The following is a 24776-nucleotide window of genomic DNA, read 5'->3' as shown; positions in this document are numbered from 1 at the left end:
TTGAGCTGATTACTGGCCGAGCGCGACAGCGACATTGACCGCCGCTGCCACAAGCACCGTGTTGAAGAAGAAGGAAACGATGGCGTGCAGCAGGTTGACCTTGCGCATTTCGGTGCTGGTGACCGCCGTATCGGAGGTTTGCGCGGTCATGCCGATGACAAAGGAAAAATACAGAAACTCGATGCCGCCCGGCTCCTTTTCGCCGGGGAAATCCAGCCCGCCGACATGTTTGCGCGGCTTGTCCTTGGTGCCCTCTGCCGTTTCATCCGGCTGCCAGTAGAGATGGGCATAATGGATGGCGGCCATGGCATGGATGGTCGCCCAGCCCAGCGGCACGGCGGCCAGCGCGGGAACAAGATTGATCAGCTGCGGATGCTTGCCGCTGTTGATCAGCACGAAAAGCGACCCCACCGCCACGACAACCGTGCCGAGGGTAACGGCAAAAATGACCGCCATGGGCTCGTCGGAACGGGCCGCATTCTTCCTGAGAAAATCCGCCGTCAGCCGGCGGATCTTGAACGCCGTCAGGATGAGATAGACGATGAAGAAGGTGTTTGCACCGAGCACATAGGCAAGGTGCGGGTAGAACACCAGGGCGAGCGCCAGCGCGGCGAGACCGGCAACAGCTGCGATGTAAAAGGGATTGTGCCGCCGCAGCATCGCCTTCTACCCCGCCGTTTGCGCCGTCACCGGCTGCTGCATGTCGACATGCGGAATACCGTCTTCCAGATATTCGCCCGACACCGGCAGAAAGCCGAAGGATTCATAAAACCGCTGCAGGTGGCTTTGCGCCGACAGCGCGATGGGGCGGCCGGGAAAGCGGGTTTCGCAGGCGGCAATGGCCTCGGCCATCAGCTTTTCGCCAAGCCGCTTGCCGCGATGCGCAGGCGAGACGACGACCCGGCCGATGCGCGCCGCATCCATGCCGCCATGCGGCGGGCGCAGGCGGGCGCTCGCCACCAGTTCATCCCCGAGGAGAAGCCGCAGGTGCAGCGCGTCGCGGTCCTTGCCATCAAGTTCCGGATAGGGGCATTTCTGCTCGACGACGAAAACATCGACCCGCAGGCGCAGCATGGCATAGAGATCGCGCGGGCTGAACTCATCCATCCCGCGCACATCCACCGTATAGCCGTCAACGGCCATCAGAAGACGACGACCGAGCGGATCGATTTGCCTTCGTGCATCAGGTCGAAGGCGGTGTTGATTTCCTCGAGCGGCATGGTGTGGGTGATGAGCGGGTCGATCTCGATCTTGCCTTCCATGTACCAGTCGACGATTTTCGGCACGTCGGTGCGCCCGCGCGCACCGCCGAAGGCCGTGCCGCGCCAGTTGCGCCCGGTGACCAGCTGGAACGGCCGTGTTGCGATTTCCTTGCCGGCTTCAGCCACGCCGATGACGATGCTGGTGCCCCAGCCGCGATGGCAGCATTCGAGCGCCTGGCGCATGACATTGGTGTTGCCGGTTGCATCGAAGGAGAAATCCGCGCCGCCATCGGTCAGGTCCTGGATGGCCTGCACCACCTTGTCATTGCCGACCTCATTGGGGTTGACGAAATGGGTCATGCCGAATCTTTTCGCCATCTCGACCTTGGCAGGGTTGAGATCGACACCGATGATCTTGTCGGCGCCGACCATGCGCGCACCCTGGATCACATTGAGGCCGATGCCGCCGAGCCCGAAGACCACCACATTGGCGCCGGGCCAGACCTTGCCGGTATAGATCACCGCGCCGATGCCGGTGGTCACGCCGCAGCCGATATAGCAGATCTTGTCGAAGGGCGCGTCTTCGCGCACCTTGGCCAGCGCGATTTCCGGCAGGATGGTGAAATTGGAGAAGGTCGAGCAGCCCATGTAATGGAAGACTTCGCCGCCATCGCAGGAAAAGCGGCTGGTGCCGTCGGGCATGACGCCCTGTCCTTGAGTCGAGCGGATGGAGGTGCACAGGTTCGAGCGCTGCGACAGGCAGGTCTTGCACTGGCGGCATTCCGGTGTGTAGAGCGGAATGACATGGTCGCCGACCTTCAGCGAGGTCACGCCTGCGCCGAGCTCGCGCACGATGCCGGCGCCTTCATGGCCGAGAATGGCGGGAAATTTGCCTTCGGAATCAAGGCCGGAGAGCGTATAGGCATCCGTATGGCACACGCCGGTGGCCATGACTTCCACCAGAACCTCGCCCGGCTTCGGCCCGCCGATCTCGATGGTTTCGATGGTCAGTGGCTTCCTGGCTTCCCAGGCAACGGCGGCGCGCGATTTCATGCGGATTCTCCCTGATGCGTCTTACAACATGCGGTCTACTGATTTGCAGTTGTGCACTATCAGGATCACACCGGGGATCGTCAATCAAATCGGCGACATTTCTGGTCGCCGATCAAGACACTCGGTAGGAGCCGCCTGGTGGGCCTTGTCTAAGATTGCAGTGACATATTCACAAAACAATGGACTTCGCGCGGCAAACCTTGTCAAAACGGCCGGAGATTTCACCACTGGATTTTGCCGTGCCTGACCTGCCTCTCCTGCCTGTCACCGAGATTTTTCCCGCGCTGGACGGAGCGCTGGCGGGCGGCACGGCGGCGGTCGTCGTGGCACCGCCCGGCGCGGGCAAGACGACACTCATTCCGCTGCATCTGCTCGGCGCGCCATGGCGCGGGGACAGGACCATCATCCTCCTGGAACCGCGCCGTCTTGCGGCGCGCGCCGCCGCCAGCCGCATGGCCAGCCTGCTGGGCGAGGAGGTGGGTGCCACCGTCGGTTACCGCATGCGGCTGGAAAACAAGGTGTCGGCCAGGACGCGCATCCTGGTGGTGACCGAGGGCGTGTTCGCCCGCATGATCCTCGACGATCCCGATCTTGCCGGTGTCGTCGCCGTGCTGTTCGACGAATTCCACGAGCGCAGCCTCGATGCCGATTTCGGCCTGGCGCTGGCGCTCGACGTGCAGGCGGCGCTGCGGCCGGACCTGAAGCTCCTTGTCATGTCGGCAACGCTCGATGGCGCGCGCGTGGCGCAGCTTCTCGGCGATGCGCCGGTGCTGGAAAGCAAGGGCCGCTCCTTTCCCATCGAAACGCGCTACCGCGAGAGAAAACCGGACGAGAGGATCGAAGATGCCATGGCGCGGGCGATCCGCGACACGCTGGCCACCGAGACCGGCAGCATTCTGGCGTTTCTTCCCGGACAGCGTGAAATCGAGCGCACCGCCGAAGCGCTGGACGGGCGCGTGGGCGCGGACACGATGATCGTGCCGCTCTATGGCGCGCTGGAGGGCCGCGATCAGGATGCGGCAATCCGGCCGGCGCCGCAGGGCAGGCGCAAAGTGGTGCTGGCGACATCCATTGCCGAGACATCGATCACCATCGACGGCGTGCGCGTCGTCATCGACAGCGGTCTGGCACGGCTGCCGAAATTCGAACCGGCCACCGGCCTGACCCGGCTGGAGACTGTGCGGGCGGCACGCGCGGCAGTTGACCAGCGTGCGGGCCGTGCCGGACGCACGGAACCGGGCATTGCCTTGCGCCTGTGGCGCGCGGAACAGACGGCGGCGCTCGAAGCCTTTGCCCCACCGGAAATTCTCGAGGCAGACCTTACAGGACTTGTGCTTGATTGTGCCGCCTGGGGCGTTGCCGATCCGCGCAGCCTGGCCTTTCTCGATGCACCACCCGCCCCAGCGATCAGGGAGGCCAAAGTCCTGCTCGAAAATCTCGGTGCGTTGGACAGCGACCGCATCACCCCGATGGGCCATGCCATGCGCGCGCTCGCCCTGCCGGCGCGGCTTGCGCATATGGTGCTGACGGCGCGGGAACGCGGACAGGGCGGGCGCGCGGCGGACCTCGCCGTGCTCCTCACCGAACGCGGGTTGGGCGGCAATGATATTGACCTCGACGTGCGGCTCAGCCGTTTTCAGCGCGAACGCGGGGAGCGGGCAACGCGGGCGCGCGGGCTGGCAAAGCGGCTGGCCGGACGTGATGTTGTGCAGGGGGCGGAGCCGGACAGTGCCGGACGCCTGCTGATCGATGCCTATCCCGACCGGATTGCCAAGGCGCGCGGCAACGGCCAGTTCACGCTGGCCAACGGCCGCGGCGGCGAAATGGATGCGGCGACCTCGCTGGCACGCGCGCCATGGCTCGTCGTCGCCGATCTTGCGGGCCGGGCCGGCAAGGCCCGGATACTGGCAGCGGCGGAAACAACCGAAGCCGACATCCGCGAAGCGCTGGGCGATCGCATCATCAGCGGCCGGCAGGTCAGCTACGACGCAAACCGCAATGCCCTGCAGGCGCGCGATGCCACCCGGATCGGGGCCATCGCGCTGGCGGAAAAGACCCTGCCCGCCCCCAGCGGCGATCAGGCCAATCAGGGCGTCGTCGAGGCGGTGCGCAGCCATGGTCTCGATATCCTGCCCTGGTCGAAGGAGGCGACGATCCTGCGCCGCCGGCTTGCCTGGCTGCACAAGGGCCTCGGCGCTCCATGGCCATCCATGGCCGATGCGGATCTGATTGCCATGCTGGATGAATGGCTGCTGCCGTTCCTGCCGGGAACCGCCAATCTCAACCAGATACCGGCGCATGTGCTGAGCGAGGGGCTGCGCGCGCTGGTGCCGCATGATCTGCAGCGCCGGATCGATGCGCTGGCTCCGACGCATTTCGCGGTGCCGACCGGCTCGAACATTCCGATCCGCTACGATGCGGACGACCCTGTTCTCGCCGTGCGCGTGCAGGAACTGTTCGGGCTCGGGGTTCATCCTGCCATTGCCGGCGGGACAATCCCGCTGCTCTTGGAACTGCTCTCCCCGGCGCACCGGCCGATCCAGATCACCCGTGACCTGCCCGGTTTCTGGAAAGGCTCCTGGGCCGATGTGCGCAGCGACATGCGCGGGCGTTATCCCCGGCACGTCTGGCCGGAAGACCCGGCGCAGGCACTGCCCACGGCCCGGGCCAAACCGCGCGGAACATAGGCGAGCCGCAAACGATGCAAAACGAGAATTCCCTTTGCATCGGGTTTGTTCTAAAGCTCGCCCATGGTTCAAGAATTCAGCATACGTTCCTCATACCTGTCGCGGCGGCTGCGGCTGACGACGCTGATCCGCCTGCGCTGGCTGGCCGTCGCGGGCCAGAGCATCGCGGTCCTCTTCGTGGCGCTCTACCTGAAGTTTCCCTTCCCCGTCAGCATCTGTTTTGCGCTGATCGCCTGCTCGGCGTGGCTGAATCTCCTCCTGTCGTTCCGCTACCCGATCAACCACCGGCTTGAACCGCGGGCGGCCATCACGGTTCTTGCCTTCGATATCCTGCAGGTGGCGGGCCTGCTCTACATGACCGGCGGGCTGCAAAATCCCTTTGCCGTGCTGATGATCGTCCCTGTCATCATCTCCGCAACCTCCCTGCCCGCCTCGTCAACCGTGACGCTCGGCGTCCTCGTGACGGTCTGCGCGACGGCCCTTGCCTATTTCCATCTGCCCCTGCCCTGGTACCCCGACCAAGCCTTGCAACTGCCGTTCGTGCTGATTGCAGGGGTGTGGTGTTCCGTTGTTTCGGCGCTGGTCTTCACCGCCGTCTATGCCTACCGCGTTGCCGAAGAAGCGCGGCTTCTGGCGGATGCGCTCACCGCGACTGAACTGATCCTGCAGCGCGAGCAACATCTTTCCGCACTCGACGGTCTCGCGGCGGCGGCGGCGCACGAACTCGGCACACCGCTTGCGACCATCGCGCTCGTTGCCAAGGAAATGCAGCGGGCATTGGCGCAGGACGATCGCTTTGCCGAGGATATCGAACTCCTGCGCTCGCAGACCGACCGCTGCCGGGAAATCCTCAAGCGCCTTACCAGCCTGTCCTCGGAAAGCGAGGAACACATGTCGCGGCTGAAGATTTCCTCGCTGATCGAGGAAGTCATCGAGCCCAACCGCAATTTCGGCATCAGCATCGAGGTGACGAAGCTGCGCGGCGAAGGCAACGAACCGGTCATCCGCCGCAATCCGGGAATCATTTACGGCCTCGGCAATCTGGTGGAGAACGCGGTGGATTTTGCCCGCGAGACCATTCAGGTCAGCTGGGGCTGGACCGACAAGACGGTGCAGATCGTCGTTGCCGATGACGGCAAAGGTTTCCCGGCTGATATTCTCGATCGAATCGGCGAGCCCTATACCACCGGCCGCGACCGCGAGACCAATGAACATGGCGGCGGGCTGGGGCTGGGGCTGTTCATCGCCAAAACCTTGCTGGAGCGTTCCGGTGCGGCCATCACCTTCCGCAATCGCAATGATCCGGGGCAAGGCGCAGAAGTTGTCGTGACATGGCCGCGCAATCAACTTGATGAACAAAACGGATAACCTTTGACTTTTTGTTCATTGCGAACCATTAACGGAGTATATTTATAAGAAATGAGCAGGAAACCCTGATGGAACACACGGATCAGGACGATATTGCGGCCATAGGCGGCGATCGGACACTGTTGCTGGTCGACGACGACAAGCCCTTTTTGCAGCGCCTGGCGCGTGCCATGGAATCCCGTGGTTTCACCGTTGCAACGGCTGAATCGGTCGAAGCGGGACTTGCCAGCGTCAAGACGCACGCACCGGCCTATGCCGTGGTCGACATGCGGCTGGGCGACGGCAACGGCCTCGATATCATCGAGGCAATCCGGGCGCGCCGCGAAGACACCCGCGCCATTGTCCTGACCGGCTACGGCAACATTGCGACAGCGGTCAACGCCGTCAAGCTCGGTGCTATCGACTACCTGTCGAAGCCCGCCGATGCCGATGAGGTGTTTGCCGCGCTGACCCGCCGGTCCGGTGCCAAGGTTGCCCCGCCGGAAAACCCGATGTCGGCGGATCGCGTCCGCTGGGAACATATCCAGCGCGTTTACGAGATGTGCGACCGCAATGTTTCCGAAACGGCCCGCCGCCTCAACATGCACCGGCGCACCCTGCAGCGCATCCTCGCAAAGCGCGCGCCGCGCTGACCTATTCCATATCCGTTTCGGGCAAGTGAATTCCGGACAATTCGGCCAGAGTCATCCGCGCCGCGCTCACCCGCGCAAAGCGCAGGGTCATCGCCTTGCGCGTCGCCCCGGACAATTTGTGCTCGGGCGCTTCGCGCAGGATTTCCGCGCCATAGCCGTCCGACAGGATGAATCCGCAGTCCTGCGGGAAAATATCCGCGGGAACGCCGGGATGGGTGGCAAAGAACAGCCGGTCGCAGTGGGCCCGGTAATCCGGCCATTTCTTGTCGACCTTCCAGTCCTCGATTGATGATTTGATCTCGACGATCCAGATTTCACCGGTGCGCGACATGGCAACGAGGTCGGCCCGCCGTCCCGAAGCCAGCGGCAACTCCGGCATCACCGCCAGATTAAGCTCAAGAAACAGCCGCTGCACGCCGCGGCGCACCAGCATGGCGTTCTCTGACTGACGACCATCGATGAGCGGGCTGGTCTGACCGGGAATCACAAGGGGCATGATGCAAGTATCACTGAGATCGCTACAACCGCATACGGCAAAAATGCACCACTTGGTTGAGGATAAGTATGGTTAACAGAAAACTACGCTTTACGGTTAATCAAGCATTAACAATAATGGCAGTAATGAGGGAAGACAACTGAATCGCCTTAGATTCGGCCAATACTTGATGGGGTGACTATGCAACTCAAGACAATCGTCCTGGCAGTTGGACTGATGGGTGCAACTGCTCTGACCGGCTGTTCCACGATCGGCTTCAACTATTCCACTGCCTCCTACTCCTCCGTGACTGATGCCGGTTATGTGCTTCCAGCCATTCCCCGCGCCAAGATTCCGCCGCAGTTCCTGCGTCAGGAAGTTCGCTACGATGGCGGTGAAGCCGCAGGGACAATCGTTGTCGATACCAAGGCAAAGTTCCTCTACTTCGTCCTCGGCGACGGACGCGCCATGCGCTACGGCATCGGCGTGGGCAAGCAGGGCTTTGAATGGCAGGGTTCGGCGCGCATAGCCATGAAGCGCGAATGGCCAACCTGGACGCCGCCGAAGGAAATGATCAAGCGCAAGCCTGAACTGGCCGAATTCCGCGAGGGCATGGATCCGGGCCTGCAGAATCCGCTGGGTGCCCGTGCGCTTTACCTCTTCAACAAGGGCGGCGATACCGGCTATCGCCTGCACGGAACGCCGGAATGGTGGTCCATCGGCAAGGCGATGTCCTCGGGCTGCATCCGCCTGATGAATCAGGACATCATCGACCTCTTCAACCGCGCCGAAGTGGGTGCGAAAGTGGTCGTGCTGTAATTCTCCGGCTTATGAATTGCTTGAAAAGGCTGCCCTTGGGTGGCCTTTTCACACGCTCCAGGGGTTGATGGTCTTGACCCCTGTTGATGCAAAATCCGCTATGTTGCGGGTTACCACAACCATGCCATGGACCAGGGCCGTTGCAGCGATAAGCGCATCGCGCTCCGATTGAGGGTTCGGGACGTGCAGGTGCGCGCAGCGTTGTGCGACAGCCGTGTCCACTGCAAGAACTCTTCCCTCGAACCGAGGCAACACCCAATTGTCCCGCCACAGGCGCAGGATCGCCCCCTGTTGCGCATCCCTCCGGTCCACCAGCAGCAGCCCCTGTTCAATCTCCAGTATCGTAATGGCCGATAGGAAAAAATGCGAAAAAGGTATAGTCGATGCCCAAGCCATGACGTTCGCATCGGCTCTGTCCTGTCGGCGCATTTCGGAAATGAAATTGGTATCCAGAATAAACATCAGGACAGATCGGCCGGACGAAACCGGACATTCAGACTGGGTATTTCGAAATCGAAATCCGAGGGTTCCTGTTGCGCCAGGACGTCGGCAAGACTCTCCTGCCCCCCGGTGAGCTTCAGATATTCTTCCATGCTCAGGAGGACATGGGCGGGCCTGCCCCGATCCGTGATGAACACGGGGCCGTTGTTTGCCGCCTTCTTGACGTCGCTGGCATGCTGATTGAATTCTCTGCTCGAAACAGTTGTAATGCCCATCACACACCTCTTTGAATTGTAGATATGTTACTACAAACTGGCGATGTAGACAAACCTATCCCGGCCGCCGCAATCCGATTTATTTGCCGAACTGATTTTTGCCGTGTTGACCTGATCGACAAGGGGCTCATAGATTGCTGCCGATGCGCATAACCGGGAAGGTCCACATGTTCAAAACCATTGCCACCACGCCATTCGATGACCAGAAGCCGGGAACGTCCGGTCTGCGCAAGAAGGTTCCCGAATTCCAGCAGCCGAATTACGTCGAGAATTTCATCCAGTCGGTCTTCGATTCGCTCGACGGTTTCAAGGGCAAGACCTTGGTAATCGGCGGCGACGGCCGCTATTACAATCGCGACGTCGTGCAGATTGCCGTGAAAATGGCCGCTGCCAACGGGTTTGGCCGCGTTCTCGTCGGCCAGGGCGGCATTCTTTCAACGCCGGCGGCGTCCAATGTCATCCGCAAGTACAAGGCGTTCGGCGGACTCATCCTGTCCGCCAGCCACAACCCCGGCGGGCCGACCGAAGATTTCGGTATCAAGTACAATATCAGCAATGGCGGCCCTGCCCCGGAAAAAATCACCGAGGCCGTGTTTGCCCGCTCCAAGGTCATCGACCGCTATCTGATCGCGGATGCCGCCGACATCGACATCGACACCGTTGGCAAGCAGCAGCTTGCCGGCATGGATGTCGAGATCATCGATTCCGTCTCGGACTACGCCGAACTGATGGAAACGCTGTTCGACTTCGATGCGATCCGCGCATTGATCAAGTCCGGTTTCACCTTGCGGTTCGATTCCATGCATGCGGTGACCGGCCCCTACGGCAAGGAAATCCTTGAACACCGCCTCGGGGCACCGGATGGAACCTGTGTGAACTTCGTGCCGCTGGAGGATTTCGGCGGGCATCACCCCGATCCCAATCTCGTCTATGCCAAGGATCTCTATGACCTGCTGATGTCGCCGGACGGTCCGGATTTCGGCGCGGCATCCGACGGCGACGGCGACCGCAACCTGATCATCGGCAAGGGCATTTACGTCACGCCGTCCGACTCGCTGGCGATGCTGGCCGCCAATGCCCATCTCGCGCCGGGCTACAAGGCCGGGCTGAAGGGCATTGCCCGCTCCATGCCGACCAGCGGTGCGGCCGACCGCGTCGCCGAAAAGCTGAAGATCGGCATGTATGAAACACCGACGGGCTGGAAATTCTTCGGCAACCTGCTCGATGCCGGCATGGCAACGATCTGCGGCGAGGAAAGCTCCGGCACCGGCTCCAACCATGTGCGCGAAAAGGATGGCCTCTGGGCTGTGCTGCTCTGGTTGAACATCCTGGCCGTGCGCAAGGAGAGCGTCCAGCAGATCGCGCGGGAACATTGGGCCGCCTATGGACGCAACTACTACACCCGTCACGATTACGAGGAAGTGGATTCAGGCGCGGCCAACGGCCTGATCGACGCCTTGCGGGCCAAGCTGCCGACGCTTGCGGGCAAGACCGTGCAGGGACTGACGATCACCAAGGCCGATGACTTCGCCTACCATGACCCCGTCGACAAATCGGTAAGCGAACATCAGGGCATCCGCATTCTCTTCGAGGGCGGATCGCGCATTGTCCTGCGCCTTTCCGGGACAGGCACGTCGGGCGCAACGCTGCGGCTCTACATCGAACGCTACGAGGCCGATGCCGCGCGCCACGATCTTGAAACGCAAAGCGCGCTTGCCGACCTTATCCGCGCCGCCGATGACATCACTGAAATCAAGACACGCACCGGCCGCGACAAGCCGAGCGTGATTACATAATAAGTGCTTCAATTAAAACAGAAAGCCCGCCAGAAAGGCGGGCTTTTTCTTTGTCCGGTTGCGGGGAAAATCCCCTGCTACTCGAAAACAATCGCCGGTGCCGTCCGGCCGGGATTGGCTTTCGCGGCCTGCAGCTGATCCCAGACCTTGGCCGCAATCTCGCGATAGACCTTGGCCTGCGGTCCCTCCGGATTGCTGATGACGACGGGCGTTCCAGCATCGGACATTTCACGGATTTCCATCACCAGCGGCACCTCGCCGAGGAAGGGAACGCCGAGCCGTTCGGCTTCATTGCGCGCGCCGCCATGACCGAAAATGTCGTAGCGGTTGCCGGTGTCGGGCGCGATGAAATAGCTCATGTTCTCGACAATGCCGAGCAGAGGCACATCGACCTTCTTGAACATGTTGAGCCCCTTTCGCGCATCGATCAGCGCCAGATCCTGCGGTGTCGAGACGATGACGGCCCCGGCAAGCGGCACCTGCTGCGCCATGGTCAATTGCGCATCGCCGGTGCCGGGCGGCATATCGACCACGAGCACATCGAGATCACCCCACTGCACTTCGCGCAGCATCTGCGTCAGGGCCGACATCACCATCGGGCCACGCCAGATCATCGGGGTCTCTTCATCGACGAGAAAGCCGATCGACATGACTTTCAGGCCATAGCCTTCCATGGGCTTGAGCACACGGCCCGAGACGACTTCCGGGCGGCCGGAGAGATGCAGCAGGCGCGGCATGGACGGACCGTAAATATCCGCATCGAGAATGCCGACACGATGGCCGTTGGCCTGCAGACCGAGCGCCAGATTGACTGCCGTGGTCGACTTGCCGACGCCGCCCTTGCCCGAGGCGACGGCAATGATCGCGCCAACGCCGGGAACGCCCGATTTGACAGGCGCGGCCGCATGGCCGTGCCCGGACAGCGGCTGGGCCGGAACGCGCGGCGGCGGGACTGCACCGGCGGGTGCCGGACGCTGCGCGGGACGTTGCGGTGCTGCCGGTGCGGGACGCGGCACCGCGTCATCGCTGGTCGGACCGCCGCGCTTTTCGGCGGTCAGGGCGACAATGGCCCCGGCGACACCCTGCATGTTCTTGACAACGCGTTCGGCAGCGGCACGCAGCGGCTCCAGTTCCTGCGCGCGCGCCGCCGGAACAGTGATGGAGAAAAACACCTTGTTGTCAGCAATGAAAATATCCGAGACAAGGCCCAGATCGACAATGTTGCTGTTGAAATCAGGCCCGGTCACCGTCTTCAGCTGATCGAGAACCTGATCTTTGCTCACGCCTGCCATGCTTGCTGTCCCTTTTGTTTCTTACCGCATCACATAGTGCAGTTGAGCAGAAACGCCAATGGGGCAAAGCGTACCTTCGCGCGCGAACCGCCACGCTGAGCGAGGCGGTCTGCAGAGCAATCCGCGCAAGCAGATCAGACTTTCCATACGCCTGGCACCTGCCGGGTCGCGATGTTGAGACGGTTCCAGACATTGACGTTGGCGATGGCCAGCACCAGATTGCCGAGCCGCTTTTCATCGAAATGTCTGGCGGCTTCGTTCCAGACGTCATCCGGCACCGGATCGGCCCGATCCGCAACACGGGTCACCGCTTCGGTCAGGGCCAGGGCGGCGCGCTCCGCCTCGGAGAAGTACGGCGTATCGCGCCACACGGACACGGCGAAGAGCCGTTCATCGGTTTCACCCGCCTTGCGGGCAAGGCGCGGATGCATGTCGACGCAGACACTGCAGCCGTTGATCTGGCTGGCGCGCAGATGCACGAGTTCAAGCAGGCCTTTCGGGAACTCGCTGTCACCGGTGGACGCAGCCAGTGCCTGCAGGGCTTTCATTGCTTCAGGGTTGATCATTGCCGGGTTGCTCATACGTGCTTGCATCATTTTTTCCTCTCGTTTGACTGACGCCCGAAACCAGATATCCGGGCTTTTGCTCTTGACGGTTTCCCGGTCCCGATTTCTTGTCACATCGGCCGGATTTCGTTCGTCATTGCTTTGACGGAACAGGGCGAGGAAACGTGACAGATGAACGAGAAAAAATTTCTGACCGAGCAATTCGAGGCCAATCGCACCCATCTGCGGCGGGTAGCCTACCGGATGCTCGGCTCGATGACCGAAGCCGATGACGCCGTACAGGAGGCCTGGCTGCGCTTCAGCCGGGCGCATACGGACGACGTCGGCAACTTGGCTGGTTGGCTGACAACTGTCGTCTCACGCGTATGCCTCGATATGCTGCGCTCGCGCACATCACGGCGCGAGGACCAACTGACTCCGCAAACACCAGAACCCGTGGCAGGCCGCGAGTCAGGCGGCGATCCCGAACATGACATTGTAATGGCAGATTCGGTGGGGGCGGCTCTGCTCGTGGTGCTCGAACGGCTGGCCCCGGCGGAGCGGCTGGCTTTCGTGTTGCACGACATGTTCGGCATATCGTTCGACGAGATTGCGCCGATTGTCGATCGCACGCCGGAAGCGGCAAGGCAGTTGGCCAGCCGGGCGCGTCGCCGGGTGCAGGGAACGGATACCATTCCGGCCCGCAGTCTTGCCCGCCAGCGCGAGATCGTGAATGCCTTTCTGGCGGCTTCCCGCGGTGGCGATTTCAACGCGCTTCTGGCCGTGCTCGATCCGGATGTGGTGTTCCGTGCGGACAAAGCGGCGGTGCAATTGGGCGCAATGTCGGAAATTCGCGGTGCGGAAGCCGTGGCCAATACGTTCAAAGGACGCGCACAGGGTGCAGTGCCGGCGCTTGTCGATGGCGTGCTTGGTCTCGTGGTCAAGGTTCGAGGCAGATTGCACGTGGTCCTGAACCTGACGATTGCAGGGGACAGGATCACTGCCATTGAAGCTGTTGCCGAGTCTTCGCGCCTCAACGCACTTGACCTGGTGGTGCTCAGGAAAGGCAAGGGCCGAACAGAATGAGACCAGATGCCGGTCTCATTCTGTTTTGGAGGAAAATCTTCAGGAGCCGATGAGAAGCCGCAGCTTCTTCAAAGCCACGTCGGTGCTTTCCTTGTAGTCAATGGTGCTCTTCAGGCGGGCATCCCGGTCGAGCAGCATCACCGATGCCGTGTGGTCCATGGTGTAGTCCCCATTTTCCGTCGGCACCTTGCGGGCATAGATCTTCCAGCCCTTGATGACCTTCTCCACTTCCTTGGGATCGCCGGTGATACCGGTGATCCGGTCGGTGAAGGCGGCCGTGTAGCCCTTCATCACCTCGGGCGTGTCCCGTTCGGGATCGACCGAGATGAAGAAAACGCGCAAATCCTTGCCTTCATCGCCCAATGCCTTGAGCCAGCCCGCCATCTCGAACAGCGTTGTCGGGCAAACCTCGGGACAATGGGTGAAACCGAAGAACAGCGCCGTTGGATGTCCCTGGAATGCCGCTTCGGTGATCGGCGCGCCATTCTGGTCGATCAGCGAAAACGGCACACCAAGCTTCACCGGCTCTATCTCGTTGCCCTTGCGGGCGCTGTAATAGGTGAAGGCAAGGAAGATCATCAGAACGGCGATGACCGACCACAGTGCAATGCGGACGCGGCGAACGTTCATCACTGGCCATGCTCCATGGAGGTTGCACCGGCAGCTTCCACGTGCAGTTTGAGCTCAACCTTGCCGGCCTTCTCGAATTCGAGGGTTACCGGGACGTCTTCGCCCTTCTTCAAGGGCTGCTTGATCTCCAGCAGCATCAGGTGCATGCCGCCGGGCTCGAGTTCGACGGTTCCGCCCGCGGGAATTTGCACACCGTCCGCAAGCTTGCGCATCTTCATCACTTCGCCGTCCATCTTCATTTCATGGACTTCGACGCGCGCCGCAACAGGGCTGGAGCCGCCGAGCAGGCGGTCCGCTTCCTTGGCCTCATTGGTGATCGAGATATAGCCGCCGCCAACCTTGGCGCCCGGCAATGTGGCGCGGGTGAAGGCATCGGTGAACACGAGATTGCCGACTTTGACCGCATCCGTGGCTTCGTGTTTCCGCATCTTGCCGGCATCGCCCTTGCTCATGGCGGAGTGATCGTGGGCCAGCACAGGCGAGGCAACCGAGGTGGCCAGCAATGCAAACATTGCAAATTTGAGAGTGGATTTCATGGACGTTCTCCAGTTCCGTTGTTTATGAGAATACGCGTTTGAGCGGGGAAGGAACACGCTGGATCAACTGATCGAGAACCAGCATGGCGAGAATGGCAAAACCCGTGAGCGGGAAGAGCACGCCGAAGCCGAGGATGACCAGCGTCAACGCGGCAAAGACGCTCTTTTGCGATGGCATGGGCGGCACCCCCAGACGCCCCGAGGGACGACGCTTCCACCACATGACCACGGCGGAAACCGCAGCGAGAATGATGGCAAAGCACGTGACCAACATGACGATCTGGTTCAGGAGGCCCCAATACTGCCCCATATGGACGCCGATGCCGAACTCGATGGCCTTGGCACCCGCGCCATAATCGGCAAACTTCAGATCGACCAGTGATTTGCCGCTGTACTGATCGAAATGGATCGTCCGCTGCATGGCGATATCGTCCGGGAAAATCGCCGCGGTATAGACCCCTTCCGGTCCCGACGGCAGCGATACCTCGAAGCCCGGCGTGATGCCTTCGGCCCTGGCGGACGCCACGATCCGGTCAAGGCCGACGCTTTTCATCGCCCCATCGGCTGTCGATGCCGGAACCGGGGCGTTTTCGATGGTCCAGCCCGCCTCGGTCAGCACATCCTTTGTCGGAATTTTCGACACCGGAACGTCGTTCCACAGCTGCGTGGGGTATCCGAGGCCCTTATCCGCCAGGGTGGCATTGAGCTTGTCGCCCCAATAGGCCGACCACGGCATGCCCGTAATGGCGAGGAAGAAGATCAAAGCCCCGGCAACAGCACCGGTCACCGCATGCAGATCACGCCAGAAGATGCGCTTGTCGGGCGTGCCGCGAACCGTGATGACGCCGCCCTTCTGTTTGCGCGGCCACCACAGATAAAAGCCGGTGACAACAAGGATCAAGGCAAGACCGCCAACGGCCTCGACCACCCGGTCAAGCGCCAGCCCGAAATAGACGAGGCTGTGAATCTTGCGCACGACCCAATTGAATTCCTGCTTCTCGGCAACCTTGCCGAGTACCGAGCCGGTATAGGGATCGACGAAAACAAGGACCTTCCCGGCATCCGTACCGAGGATAACCCGGGCGGACTGGGTCGGCGTGGAGGGGTCGCGATAACGCAGGATGGTTGCGCCGGGGACTGCAGCCCCGGCATTCTTGATCAGCAGCGACGGCGCAAGCACCTCGCTGCGCGGCGTAACGACATTGCGGTAGGCAAACACCGTGTTGTCGATTTCATCCTTGAAGAGATAGAGCCCGCCGGTGATGGCGAGATTGAGCATGAAGGGGATGACCAGAAGGCCGGCGAAAAAATGCCAGCGCCAGATGGCGCGGTAGAGGGATTGACTGATGTCCTTGGGCTTCTGCGAAGCCATGCTTGAGACGCTCATGCGTGTTCCAATCGTCTGACAGCAACAATGATTGGCCTGTGAAAGACCAATGGGCGCGCCCAAAACGGCGCAACCTTTCCGACCGATGGCGGACCAGCGTTCGAAAAGTTTGTGTCAGACGAGAGGGGGAGCCTGGGGCGGTGCTGCCGGAGGATAGAGGCTGCGGGCAATCAGCACCGCTTCGCGCTTGATGGCGAGCGATACCGCCGGTTCGACGCGCTGACCGCCGGTGTGAGGCGGAACAGGGAGAATGAACGATGCGGAAATACGGCAGGCTTCGCAGCCCGTGCCGTGCCATGCGCTCTTGTGCGGGTCCTGGTCACCGCTGCCGGGAAGGCAGAGCACGGGAACGGTGCCGTCGGGCAGCGTATAGGCGGCAAGATCAATCTGATTATTGGATGCCGCAATGACCGGCTGATGGGCAAAGGCGACGAAGACAAGCGCCAGCGCGCACAGCATGCGCACCGCCAGTTGCCAATCGTATCCGTATTTGCGCATCACATCCCCGTTTTGCGGTTCCTGCCAACCAGATAACGCAGCTTGCGCGGGAAATCTATGCGGCAAAGCGACAAATGCCGGATCGCCTAGGCTGAAAGACGGTCGATCTCCACCAGCCATGCGCTCGAGGGCACATCTTTGAACGTCACCGTTTCGGCTTGGGCGAGTTGCAGAACATCATTTGCGCCGAGCGTTTCGCCGCTCGTGAGTTCTGCCTCGCCGCACAGAACCACAAATGCATGGCCGTACTTGCCCGCAATTACCGTGTCATCACACCTTCTGACCTGCGCTGTAAATTTTCCGCGCCGGACCATGACATTGAGGTCCGTAACCTCGCGCAGCACCACCGCGCTTGTCGGGGTATCGCCGGGAAAGGCAATCGCCGGAGACAATGGACCGAGCGTTTCAGGCGGCCGGCCATCCACACTCAATATCATGTCGCCTTCCAGCACGGCCAGCACGCGGTCGACGCCCGGAAAGGCCGAGAACGGGCCGGACTCCGGAACGTTTGCCATGCTGATACGCCAGTCAAAGCTGTCGACCGATGCGCCTTCGGGAAAGACGGCAATCTCGGTGGTGACACCCTTGCCGTTTTTCCAAGGCATCTGCCGGTGTCCGGCCGAACGCAGGATGCGCATCAGCCGAGAATACCCGGCAGGTTGAGGCCCTTTTCCCGGGCGCAATCGATGGCGATCTCGTAGCCCGCATCCGCATGGCGCATGACGCCGGTGGCCGGATCGTTCCACAGAACCCGTTCGATGCGGCGCTTGGCATCATCCGTACCGTCGGCGCAGATCACCATGCCCGCATGCTGCGAGAAGCCCATGCCGACACCGCCGCCATGATGCAGCGACACCCATGTGGCGCCCGATGCCGTGTTGAGCAGGGCATTGAGCAGCGGCCAGTCGGAAACCGCATCCGAACCGTCCTTCATCGCTTCGGTCTCGCGGTTCGGCGAGGCGACGGAACCGGAATCGAGATGATCGCGCCCGATGACGATAGGTGCCTTGAGTTCGCCGTTGCGCACCATCTCGTTGAAGGCAAGACCCAGGCGATGCCGATCACCCAGACCGATCCAGCAAATGCGTGCCGGCAGGCCCTGGAAGGCGATGCGGTCACGCGCCATGTCGAGCCAGTTGTGCAGATGGGTATTGCCGGGGGTGAGTTCCTTCACCTTGGCGTCCGTCTTGTAGATATCCTCCGGATCGCCCGACAGCGCCGCCCAGCGGAACGGACCGATACCGCGGCAGAACAGCGGACGGATATAGGCGGGAACGAAGCCGGGGAAAGCGAAGGCATTTTCCAGTCCTTCGTCCTTGGCGACCTGACGGATATTGTTGCCATAATCGAGCGTCGGTACGCCGGCGTTCCAGAAAGCAATCATCGCCTCCACATGCTCGCGCATGGAGGCACGGGCAGCCTTTTCGACAGCCTTGGGGTCGCTTTCGCGCTTGGCCTTCCATTCGGCGATCGACCAGCCCTTGGGCAGATAGCCATTGATCGGATCATGCGCCGAGGTCTGGTCGGTAACAATGTCGGGACGCACGCCGCGGCGCACCAGTTCCGGCAGGATTTCCGCTGCATTGCCGAGGAGACCGACGGACTTGGCTTCACCCGCCTTGGTCCAGCGGTCGATCATTGCAAGCGCCTCATCCAGCGTTTCGGCCTTGGCATCGACATAACGGGTGCGCAGGCGGAAATCGATCGAATCCGGATTGCACTCGATGGCGAGACAGCAGGCACCGGCCATGACAGCCGCCAGTGGCTGTGCGCCGCCCATGCCGCCAAGGCCGCCGGTGAGAATCCACTTGCCCTTGAGATTGCCGCCGTAATGCTGGCGGCCCGCCTCGACGAAGGTCTCGTAGGTGCCCTGCACGATGCCCTGCGTGCCGATGTAGATCCACGAACCGGCGGTCATCTGGCCGTACATGGCCAGGCCCTTCTTATCCAGTTCGTTGAAATGATCCCATGTCGCCCAATGGGGAACGAGGTTGGAATTGGCGATGAGGACGCGCGGCGCATCCGCATGGGTGCGGAACACGCCGACCGGCTTGCCGGACTGCACCAGCAGGGTCTCGTCCTCGTTCAAGGTCTTCAGGGTCGCGACGATCTTGTCGAAATCGTCCCATGTGCGGGTGGCGCGGCCGATGCCGCCATAGACCACCAGTTCATTGGGATTTTCAGCCACGTCCGGATCAAGATTGTTCATCAGCATGCGCAGGGGCGCCTCTGTCATCCAGGATTTGGTATTGAGTTCCGGACCGCGGGGACTGCGGATTTCACGGATATTGTGACGTGGATTGTTCATTTTAAGCTCCCGAGCTTGAAGGCGGTTTGTTCGAGATTTTCGAGAATGTCCTTGAGATGCTTGCGCAGGCGCTCGGCCTTCGTCTCGTCATAGGCAAAGGGCGGCGCTTCGGTCTGCAGATGGGTAGACTGCGCCAGCTCCATCTGGATGGCATGCACACCCTTTTCCGGCTTGCCGTAGTGGCGCGTGGTCCAGCCGCCCTTGAAGCGCCCGTTCATCACGCCGTCGTAACCCGGTGCGGCAAAGGCAAACCGGCCGGTGGCTGCCGCCACCTCCGGGGCACAGCTCGCGCCCTGATTGGTGCCGATGTTGAAATCCGGCAGCTTGCCCTGAAACAGAAACGGGATGTGCGAGCGGATGGAGTGGCAATCATAGAGAATGGCGAGGCCGTGAATGTCCTGCACGCGCTTGATCTCCGCCGCCAGGGCGGCGTGATAGGGCTTGTGGAAATGCTCCAGCCGTTTTTGCGTATCGGCAGCAGCGGGTTTTTCGCCGTCACGCCAGATCGCCCTGCCGTCGAAATCCGTTTCCGGGATGAGGCCGGTGGTGTTCTGTCCGGGATAGAGGCTGACGCCTTCCGGATCGCGGTTGGCATCGATCACATAGCGGTGGAAGGTGGCGCGCACGGTCGTCGCTTCCGGCAGAAGCCCGTCATAAAGCGTATGGATATGCCAGTCCGTATCGGCCAGCAGCTGTCCGTTCTCGTTCAGCCGTGCCCAGATATCGGCGGGAACCTCGGTGCCGGTGTGCGGCAGGCCAAGAATGACCGGGGACGCCCCCTGCTTGACGTCAACAACACTCATAGGCCGGTATCCAGTGCAGGCAGGATGTCGGGGGAGATTGCTGAATTGAGCGCCCCGGAACCAATGAGATCGGACACGGCCTTCAGGTCCGGCGCCATGTAGCGGTCCTCGTCCAGCGTCGGCACGACGGAACGGATCGCGGCATGGGCGCGGGTAAGTTCCGGGCTCGTCTGCAGCGGGCTGCGCAGGTCGATGCCTTGCGCTGCGGTGAGTGCCTCGATGCCAATGATGGAGAACAGATTGTCCGTCATCTGCAACAGGCGGCGCGCGCCGTGGCAGGCCATGGACACGTGGTCTTCCTGATTGGCCGAGGTCGGCGTGGAATCAACCGAGGCCGGATGCGACATCTGCTTGTTTTCCGACATCAGCGCCGCTGAGGTGACCTCGGCGATCATCAGGCCGGAATTCAAACCCGGTTTGCGGGCAAGGAAAGCAGGCAGGCCGTAGCTCAAGGCCGGATCGACCAGCAGCGCAATACGGCGCTGGGCGATCGAGCCGATTTCGCAGATGGCAAGCGCAATCTGATCGGCGGCGAAAGCAACAGGTTCCGCATGGAAGTTGCCGCCCGATACCACCGAGCCGTCACTGAGCACCAGTGGATTGTCGGTGACCGCATTGGCTTCGATTTCCAGCGTACGCGCCGCCATACGCAAGAGATCGAGGCAGGCGCCGTCGACCTGCGGCTGGCAGCGGATGCAGTAGGGATCCTGGACGCGCTCGTCACCTTCGATATGGCTTTCGCGGATCGGCGAATTTTCGAGCAGGCGGCGCAACGCGGCGCCCGTATCGATCTGGCCGCGATGGCCGCGCAGGGTGTGAATATCGGGGTGGAACGGCGCTGAGGAACCCATCGCCGCATCGGTGGACAGGGCCCCCGTGATCAAGGCCGACTGCGCAGAGCGATGCGCCCGGAACAGGCCCGCGAGCGCCAGCGCCGTTGAAACCTGCGTGCCGTTGATGAGCGCAAGCCCTTCCTTGGCGGCGAGCACGACCGGCGTGAGGCCGGCCTTGGCGAGGCCTTCGCCGGCATGCATCCGCGCCCCGCCAAAGGTCACGTCACCCTCGCCGATCATCGCCGCGGCCATATGCGCGAGCGGCGCCAGATCGCCGGAAGCGCCCACGGAACCTTTCTCGGGAATGACAGGAATGACGCCCTTGGCCAGCATCGCTTCGATAAGGCTGATCAGTTCCGGGCGCACGCCCGAAGCGCCGCGGCCGAGCGAGATCAGCTTCAGGGCCATGATCAGGCGGACAATGTTTTCCGGCAGCGCGTTGCCGACACCGCAGCAATGCGACAGGATCAGATTGCGCTGGAGCGTCCCCACATCGGCGGCGTCGATGCGGATCGAAGCAAGCTTGCCGAACCCGGTGTTGATGCCATAAACCGGCGCGCTGCCGGCTGCGATTTCGGCGATGCGCGCAGCTGCGGCTGCAATCCCCTTATGAAACGAGGCATCGAGCCGGACAGGCGTGCCCTGCCAATAGATTTTCTCCAGTTCAGCCAGAGGAACGGAACCGGGGTGGAGGACGACAGTCATGGTCAAGCCTTCAAGATAAGCTGGTGGAGGGGATTGAAGCCGATGCGGTAGCAGAGTTCTGCGGGCTGCGCGGCGTTCCAGATGGCGATTTCGGCGCGTTTGCCGGGAGCGATGGTGCCAAGATCGTTTTGCAATCCCAGCGCATGCGCCGCCTCGCGCGTTGCACCCGCCAGCGCTTCCTCGGCGGTCAGGCGGAACAGGGTGCAGGCCATGTTCATGGTCAGGAGCAGCGATGTCAGCGGCGATGTACCGGGGTTGCAGTCCGTGGCGATGGCGATGCGGGCACCGGCGGCACGCAGGGCTTTGACCGGCGGCGCCTGTTCTTCCCGCAATGCATAGAAGGCACCGGGCAGAAGCACCGCAACCGTGCCTGCGGCGGCCATGGCACTGGCGCCGTCTTCGTCGAGATATTCAAGATGATCGGCAGACAGTGCGCCATAGGATGCGGCAAGCTTGGCACCGCCGAGATTGGACAGCTGTTCCGCATGCAGCTTGACCGGAATGCCAAGAGCTTTCGCCCGGTCAAACACACGCGTGATCTGGGCCGGCGAGAAGGCAATACCTTCGCAAAAGCCGTCGACCGCATCGACCAGACCTTCCGCATGGGCGGCATCGAGACCCGGCAGCACAACTTCGCTGATGTAATCATCGGCGCGGCCGCGATATTCCGGCGGCACCGCATGGGCAGCGAGATAGCTGGTGCGGATGCGCACGGGACGCAGCGTGCCGAGGCGGCGCGCCACCCGCAGCATTTTCAGCTCCGCCTCGATGTTGAGGCCATAGCCGGACTTGATTTCAACGGTGGAAATGCCCTCCGCCAGCAGGGTGTCAAGCCGCGGCAGGCTTTGCGCGACGAGTTCATCTTCCGACAGACCATTGGTCGATTTCACCGAGGAAACAATGCCGCCGCCAGCCCGGGCGATTTCCTCATAGCTGGCGCCCTCGAGGCGCATTTCAAACTCGCGGGCGCGGTTGCCGCCGAAAACCAGATGAGTGTGGCAGTCGATCAGTGCCGGCGTCGCCAGGCGGCCGCCGAAATCCTGCACCTCGACAGCTTTCCAGTCATCCGGAACAGCGGTACCAACCCAGGAAATACGATCCCCTTCAATGCCGATCGCACCCGCGTCGATCAGACCATAGGGCGCACCGGTATTCTCCAGCGTCGCGATCCTCAATCCGGACAGAATTTTCCTCATCAGCCTTGATACCATCCCCATTAGTGCTTGCTCATGACGTTATTATGTATATACATATTATGTCAATCCGGGGATGAGAGAAGAAATGAGCGAAGCCAAAAAATCTGTTTTTGCGAGCACGGCCCTCACGGAAAAAGGCTGGGAACGCGACGTCCTCGTGCAGTTCAGCGCGAGCGGGCAGATCGTGTCGGTGGACGCAAACAGCACTGCGCCCGCTGACAGTCATCGCACAGCTGTTCTCCTCCCGGCGCAAGCCAATCTGCACAGCCACACATTCCAGCGGGCCATGGCCGGCCTTTCCGAAGCGCGTAGCCCGGCAGGCCGCGACAGTTTCTGGACGTGGCGCGAAATCATGTATCGTTTCCTCGATATTCTCGATCCGGACGACATCGAAGCCATCGCGACCTTCGCATTCGTAGAAATGCTCGAATCCGGCTATTCCAGCGTGGCCGAATTTCACTATGTCCATCACCAGCCGGGCGGCACCCCCTATGCCAGCCTCGGCGAATTGTCGGAGCGCATCGCCGCTGCCGCCAGCGCGAGCGGTATCGGCCTGACGCTGCTGCCGGTTGCCTATGCGCAGGGCGGCGTCGATGGACGCGTGCTGGCGGGCGGGCAATTGCGTTTCGGCAATGATGTCGAACGCTTTTCCAAACTGGCGCAGGCCGCGGAAAAATCGGCGCGCCAAACAGGTCCCGATGCGGGTTTCGGCGTCGCACCGCATTCGATCCGCGCCGTCAGCGAACGCGACCTTCTGGAGCTGGAGCGCCGGTTTGCCGCGATGCCCTTCCACATCCACATCGCCGAACAGCTGCCGGAACTGGAAGAGGTACAGGCGGCCTACGGCCAGCGCTCCATGAGCTGGCTGCTGGACCATCTGCCCGTCAATGAGCGCTGGTGCCTCATTCATTCGACGCACATGACACCGGAAGAGACCTTGCGCGTTGCTGCCAGCGGCGCGGTGGTCGGCCTCTGCCCGCTGACCGAGGCAAGCCTCGGCGATGGCATTTTTGATGGCGTGCGCTACCTGGGTGCGGGCGGGCGGTTCGGTACGGGATCGGATTCCAACATCCGTATTTCGCCATCCGAGGAACTGCGGCAGCTCGAATACAGCCAGCGTTTGCGCGATGTCTCGCGGGTCACGCTTTCCGTTGACGGCAAATCCAACGGCCGTACGCTCTATGACACCGCGCTTGCGGGCGGAATGCAGGCCTTGGGCCGCAATGGCGGCAGTCTTGCCGTCGGACAATGGGCCGACATGGTTGCACTCGATGCCGATAATCCCGCGATCCTCGGCCTCCGGGGTGACCGGTTGCTTGACGGCTGGATTTTTGCAGGCGACAGACACGCGGTGACCGATGTGTGGTCGGCGGGCCGTCATGTGGTGCATGAGGGGCGCCACCACGCGCGGGAACAAATCTTTGCAACCTACAAGACGCGGCTTGCGTCGGTTCTGGAGCGGGTGTGACGGCAACAGCGCGAAAATCCTTCCATGCCATCAAAGCGGAAATGGCCCGGCGCATCGCCGAGCGGGTCTGGGCACCCGGCGCACTGATCCCCGGAGAGGAAGTGCTGTCCATTGAATTCGGCTGCGCCCGCGCCACGGTCAACCGCGCCTTGCAGGAACTGGCGCGGGGCGGCGTCCTCGTGCGCAAGCGCAAGGCCGGAACCCGGGTTGCCCTGCACCCGATGCGGGAAGCGCGCTTTGTCATTCCCATCGTCCGGCAGGAAATCGAGACAAAGGGCGGCGCCTACCAGTTCAGGCTGCTTTCCAACCAGGTGGAGAAAGCACCGGGAGACGTTGCCCGCCGCATGGGCCTCGCCAAGGCCAAGGACATGCTGCACGTGCGCTGCCTGCACCTCTCCGACGGCAAGCCGTATCAATATGAGGATCGTTGGATCAATCTCGATGCGGTGCCTTCCATTCGCGGCGAGACATTCGAGACCATCAGCCCGAACGAATGGCTGGTGACCCACTCGCCGTTCTCGCAGGCCGAGATCGTCTTTCACGCCGGCGTGGCGAGCGCGCAGGAGGCTGATATTCTCGGTGTCAGCGAAAAGGACGCCGTGTTCATTGTGGAACGCGTCACCTTCGTGCCGCAGAAGCCGATCACATTCGTGCGGATGATCCACCCCGCCTCGCACCGCATGGTCACACAGCTCTAGAAGACATTCGGCTGGATGACGCAAGGAACGGACCGTCGCGCGC

Annotated in this window: 25 protein-coding genes; 8 read left to right on the top strand and 17 right to left on the bottom strand. The window is 61.9% G+C overall.

Features of this window, described 5'->3' with window-relative positions:
• Positions 1-9: 9 nt before the first annotated feature.
• Genes ACZ5FP_RS04405 through ACZ5FP_RS04395 form a run of 3 tightly spaced genes read right to left on the bottom strand, consistent with a single transcriptional unit; the run spans position 10 to position 2255 of the window.
• Positions 10-660, bottom strand: a complete 651-nt coding sequence (locus ACZ5FP_RS04405) for a DUF1345 domain-containing protein (RefSeq protein WP_464662357.1) — start codon at positions 658-660, stop codon at positions 10-12.
• 6 nt (positions 661-666) lie between these two features.
• Positions 667-1143: a GNAT family N-acetyltransferase gene (locus ACZ5FP_RS04400; RefSeq protein ID WP_464662355.1), complete on the bottom strand. Its 477-nt coding sequence runs from the start codon at positions 1141-1143 to the stop codon at positions 667-669.
• Positions 1143-2255: an S-(hydroxymethyl)glutathione dehydrogenase/class III alcohol dehydrogenase gene (locus tag ACZ5FP_RS04395; protein ID WP_223612215.1), complete on the bottom strand. Its 1113-nt coding sequence runs from the start codon at positions 2253-2255 to the stop codon at positions 1143-1145. Before ACZ5FP_RS04395 ends, ACZ5FP_RS04400 begins: the two co-directional genes overlap by 1 nt.
• Positions 2256-2494: 239 nt before the next feature.
• Here ACZ5FP_RS04395 and hrpB point away from each other — a divergent pair, with 239 nt between their 5' ends.
• The 3 genes from hrpB to ACZ5FP_RS04380 all read left to right on the top strand — a co-directional run bounded on the left by hrpB (position 2495) and on the right by ACZ5FP_RS04380 (position 6942).
• A complete protein-coding gene (hrpB, locus tag ACZ5FP_RS04390; protein WP_464662353.1) occupies positions 2495-4942 on the top strand; it encodes an ATP-dependent helicase HrpB in 2448 nt (815 codons plus the stop codon).
• 63 nt (positions 4943-5005) lie between these two features.
• The gene (locus ACZ5FP_RS04385; RefSeq protein WP_223612219.1) at positions 5006-6310 is read left to right on the top strand and encodes an ActS/PrrB/RegB family redox-sensitive histidine kinase; all 1305 of its coding nucleotides are present in this window, start codon (positions 5006-5008) and stop codon (positions 6308-6310) included.
• 68 nt (positions 6311-6378) lie between these two features.
• Complete coding sequence (locus ACZ5FP_RS04380) at positions 6379-6942, top strand: ActR/PrrA/RegA family redox response regulator transcription factor (protein ID WP_105737977.1); 564 nt, start codon at positions 6379-6381, stop codon at positions 6940-6942.
• A 1-nt stretch (position 6943) separates the two neighbouring features.
• Here the strand turns inward: ACZ5FP_RS04380 and ACZ5FP_RS04375 are convergent, their stop codons facing one another.
• Positions 6944-7438 carry an MmcB family DNA repair protein gene (locus ACZ5FP_RS04375; RefSeq protein WP_464662351.1) on the bottom strand — a complete coding sequence of 165 codons (495 nt, stop codon included), beginning with the start codon at positions 7436-7438 and terminating at the stop codon, positions 6944-6946.
• Between the two features lie 180 nt (positions 7439-7618).
• Between ACZ5FP_RS04375 and ACZ5FP_RS04370 the strand changes: the two genes are divergently transcribed.
• The gene (locus tag ACZ5FP_RS04370; RefSeq protein WP_223612221.1) at positions 7619-8236 is read left to right on the top strand and encodes a L,D-transpeptidase; all 618 of its coding nucleotides are present in this window, start codon (positions 7619-7621) and stop codon (positions 8234-8236) included.
• 48 nt (positions 8237-8284) lie between these two features.
• Here the strand turns inward: ACZ5FP_RS04370 and ACZ5FP_RS04365 are convergent, their stop codons facing one another.
• On the bottom strand, positions 8285-8698 hold the full coding sequence (locus ACZ5FP_RS04365) for a PIN domain-containing protein (RefSeq protein WP_464662349.1): 414 nt from the start codon (positions 8696-8698) through the stop codon (positions 8285-8287).
• On the bottom strand, positions 8698-8952 hold the full coding sequence (locus tag ACZ5FP_RS04360; protein WP_223612223.1) for a type II toxin-antitoxin system Phd/YefM family antitoxin: 255 nt from the start codon (positions 8950-8952) through the stop codon (positions 8698-8700). Before ACZ5FP_RS04360 ends, ACZ5FP_RS04365 begins: the two co-directional genes overlap by 1 nt.
• Positions 8953-9119: 167 nt before the next feature.
• Between ACZ5FP_RS04360 and ACZ5FP_RS04355 the strand changes: the two genes are divergently transcribed.
• On the top strand, positions 9120-10748 hold the full coding sequence (locus tag ACZ5FP_RS04355) for an alpha-D-glucose phosphate-specific phosphoglucomutase (protein WP_464662347.1): 1629 nt from the start codon (positions 9120-9122) through the stop codon (positions 10746-10748).
• 77 nt (positions 10749-10825) lie between these two features.
• On the opposite strand, the gene ACZ5FP_RS04350 is transcribed toward ACZ5FP_RS04355, so the two are convergent.
• Both ACZ5FP_RS04350 and ACZ5FP_RS04345 read right to left on the bottom strand, forming a co-directional pair.
• The gene (locus tag ACZ5FP_RS04350; protein WP_464662345.1) at positions 10826-12040 is read right to left on the bottom strand and encodes an Mrp/NBP35 family ATP-binding protein; all 1215 of its coding nucleotides are present in this window, start codon (positions 12038-12040) and stop codon (positions 10826-10828) included.
• Between the two features lie 134 nt (positions 12041-12174).
• Positions 12175-12633: a carboxymuconolactone decarboxylase family protein gene (locus tag ACZ5FP_RS04345; protein WP_223612419.1), complete on the bottom strand. Its 459-nt coding sequence runs from the start codon at positions 12631-12633 to the stop codon at positions 12175-12177.
• 144 nt (positions 12634-12777) lie between these two features.
• Between ACZ5FP_RS04345 and ACZ5FP_RS04340 the strand changes: the two genes are divergently transcribed.
• Positions 12778-13671: a sigma-70 family RNA polymerase sigma factor gene (locus ACZ5FP_RS04340; RefSeq protein ID WP_464662343.1), complete on the top strand. Its 894-nt coding sequence runs from the start codon at positions 12778-12780 to the stop codon at positions 13669-13671.
• Between the two features lie 39 nt (positions 13672-13710).
• Here ACZ5FP_RS04340 and ACZ5FP_RS04335 read toward each other — a convergent pair whose 3' ends face one another.
• The 9 genes from ACZ5FP_RS04335 to hutI all read right to left on the bottom strand — a co-directional run bounded on the left by ACZ5FP_RS04335 (position 13711) and on the right by hutI (position 22567).
• A complete protein-coding gene (locus ACZ5FP_RS04335) occupies positions 13711-14301 on the bottom strand; it encodes an SCO family protein (protein WP_464662341.1) in 591 nt (196 codons plus the stop codon).
• Positions 14301-14837: a copper chaperone PCu(A)C gene (locus ACZ5FP_RS04330; protein WP_464662340.1), complete on the bottom strand. Its 537-nt coding sequence runs from the start codon at positions 14835-14837 to the stop codon at positions 14301-14303. The genes ACZ5FP_RS04335 and ACZ5FP_RS04330 overlap by 1 nt, the downstream gene beginning before the upstream one ends.
• 22 nt (positions 14838-14859) lie before the next feature.
• Positions 14860-16224 (bottom strand): PepSY-associated TM helix domain-containing protein, encoded by a 1365-nt coding sequence (locus ACZ5FP_RS04325; RefSeq protein ID WP_464662338.1) that lies wholly within the window; start codon positions 16222-16224, stop codon positions 14860-14862.
• A 114-nt stretch (positions 16225-16338) separates the two neighbouring features.
• Positions 16339-16722 carry a hypothetical protein gene (locus ACZ5FP_RS04320; protein WP_403169282.1) on the bottom strand — a complete coding sequence of 128 codons (384 nt, stop codon included), beginning with the start codon at positions 16720-16722 and terminating at the stop codon, positions 16339-16341.
• Between the two features lie 86 nt (positions 16723-16808).
• Positions 16809-17327: a HutD/Ves family protein gene (locus ACZ5FP_RS04315; protein ID WP_464662336.1), complete on the bottom strand. Its 519-nt coding sequence runs from the start codon at positions 17325-17327 to the stop codon at positions 16809-16811.
• Between the two features lie 32 nt (positions 17328-17359).
• Positions 17360-19030: a urocanate hydratase gene (gene hutU / locus ACZ5FP_RS04310; protein ID WP_464662334.1), complete on the bottom strand. Its 1671-nt coding sequence runs from the start codon at positions 19028-19030 to the stop codon at positions 17360-17362.
• Positions 19027-19833: an N-formylglutamate deformylase gene (gene hutG, locus ACZ5FP_RS04305; protein WP_464662332.1), complete on the bottom strand. Its 807-nt coding sequence runs from the start codon at positions 19831-19833 to the stop codon at positions 19027-19029. The genes hutU and hutG overlap by 4 nt, the downstream gene beginning before the upstream one ends.
• Positions 19830-21371 (bottom strand): histidine ammonia-lyase, encoded by a 1542-nt coding sequence (hutH, locus tag ACZ5FP_RS04300; RefSeq protein WP_464662330.1) that lies wholly within the window; start codon positions 21369-21371, stop codon positions 19830-19832. Before hutH ends, hutG begins: the two co-directional genes overlap by 4 nt.
• Positions 21372-21373: 2 nt before the next feature.
• Positions 21374-22567, bottom strand: a complete 1194-nt coding sequence (hutI, locus tag ACZ5FP_RS04295; protein WP_464662329.1) for an imidazolonepropionase — start codon at positions 22565-22567, stop codon at positions 21374-21376.
• An 85-nt stretch (positions 22568-22652) separates the two neighbouring features.
• Between hutI and ACZ5FP_RS04290 the strand changes: the two genes are divergently transcribed.
• Positions 22653-24035, top strand: a complete 1383-nt coding sequence (locus tag ACZ5FP_RS04290) for a formimidoylglutamate deiminase (protein WP_464662327.1) — start codon at positions 22653-22655, stop codon at positions 24033-24035.
• A complete protein-coding gene (locus tag ACZ5FP_RS04285; protein ID WP_223612238.1) occupies positions 24032-24733 on the top strand; it encodes a GntR family transcriptional regulator in 702 nt (233 codons plus the stop codon). Before ACZ5FP_RS04290 ends, ACZ5FP_RS04285 begins: the two co-directional genes overlap by 4 nt.
• Positions 24734-24776: the final 43 nt, after the last annotated feature.

It is taken from the genome of Phyllobacterium sp. T2-21 (assembly GCF_055378485.1).
This window is presented reverse-complemented; position numbering and strand designations above follow the sequence as displayed.

Coding starts and splice junctions, on each gene's coding strand:
- ACZ5FP_RS04405 (WP_464662357.1), bottom strand. CDS start 660: ATGCTGCGGCGGCACAATCCCTTTTACATCGCAGCTGTTGCCGGTCTC.
- ACZ5FP_RS04400 (WP_464662355.1), bottom strand. CDS start 1,143: ATGGCCGTTGACGGCTATACGGTGGATGTGCGCGGGATGGATGAGTTC.
- ACZ5FP_RS04395 (WP_223612215.1), bottom strand. CDS start 2,255: ATGAAATCGCGCGCCGCCGTTGCCTGGGAAGCCAGGAAGCCACTGACC.
- ACZ5FP_RS04385 (WP_223612219.1), top strand. CDS start 5,006: ATGGTTCAAGAATTCAGCATACGTTCCTCATACCTGTCGCGGCGGCTG.
- ACZ5FP_RS04380 (WP_105737977.1), top strand. CDS start 6,379: ATGGAACACACGGATCAGGACGATATTGCGGCCATAGGCGGCGATCGG.
- ACZ5FP_RS04375 (WP_464662351.1), bottom strand. CDS start 7,438: ATGCCCCTTGTGATTCCCGGTCAGACCAGCCCGCTCATCGATGGTCGT.
- ACZ5FP_RS04370 (WP_223612221.1), top strand. CDS start 7,619: ATGCAACTCAAGACAATCGTCCTGGCAGTTGGACTGATGGGTGCAACT.
- ACZ5FP_RS04365 (WP_464662349.1), bottom strand. CDS start 8,698: ATGTTTATTCTGGATACCAATTTCATTTCCGAAATGCGCCGACAGGAC.
- ACZ5FP_RS04360 (WP_223612223.1), bottom strand. CDS start 8,952: ATGGGCATTACAACTGTTTCGAGCAGAGAATTCAATCAGCATGCCAGC.
- ACZ5FP_RS04355 (WP_464662347.1), top strand. CDS start 9,120: ATGTTCAAAACCATTGCCACCACGCCATTCGATGACCAGAAGCCGGGA.
- ACZ5FP_RS04350 (WP_464662345.1), bottom strand. CDS start 12,040: ATGGCAGGCGTGAGCAAAGATCAGGTTCTCGATCAGCTGAAGACGGTG.
- ACZ5FP_RS04345 (WP_223612419.1), bottom strand. CDS start 12,633: ATGCAAGCACGTATGAGCAACCCGGCAATGATCAACCCTGAAGCAATG.
- ACZ5FP_RS04340 (WP_464662343.1), top strand. CDS start 12,778: ATGAACGAGAAAAAATTTCTGACCGAGCAATTCGAGGCCAATCGCACC.
- ACZ5FP_RS04335 (WP_464662341.1), bottom strand. CDS start 14,301: ATGAACGTTCGCCGCGTCCGCATTGCACTGTGGTCGGTCATCGCCGTT.
- ACZ5FP_RS04330 (WP_464662340.1), bottom strand. CDS start 14,837: ATGAAATCCACTCTCAAATTTGCAATGTTTGCATTGCTGGCCACCTCG.
- ACZ5FP_RS04325 (WP_464662338.1), bottom strand. CDS start 16,224: ATGAGCGTCTCAAGCATGGCTTCGCAGAAGCCCAAGGACATCAGTCAA.
- ACZ5FP_RS04320 (WP_403169282.1), bottom strand. CDS start 16,722: ATGCGCAAATACGGATACGATTGGCAACTGGCGGTGCGCATGCTGTGC.
- ACZ5FP_RS04315 (WP_464662336.1), bottom strand. CDS start 17,327: ATGCCTTGGAAAAACGGCAAGGGTGTCACCACCGAGATTGCCGTCTTT.
- hutU (WP_464662334.1), bottom strand. CDS start 19,030: ATGAACAATCCACGTCACAATATCCGTGAAATCCGCAGTCCCCGCGGT.
- hutG (WP_464662332.1), bottom strand. CDS start 19,833: ATGAGTGTTGTTGACGTCAAGCAGGGGGCGTCCCCGGTCATTCTTGGC.
- hutH (WP_464662330.1), bottom strand. CDS start 21,371: ATGACTGTCGTCCTCCACCCCGGTTCCGTTCCTCTGGCTGAACTGGAG.
- hutI (WP_464662329.1), bottom strand. CDS start 22,567: ATGAGGAAAATTCTGTCCGGATTGAGGATCGCGACGCTGGAGAATACC.
- ACZ5FP_RS04290 (WP_464662327.1), top strand. CDS start 22,653: ATGAGCGAAGCCAAAAAATCTGTTTTTGCGAGCACGGCCCTCACGGAA.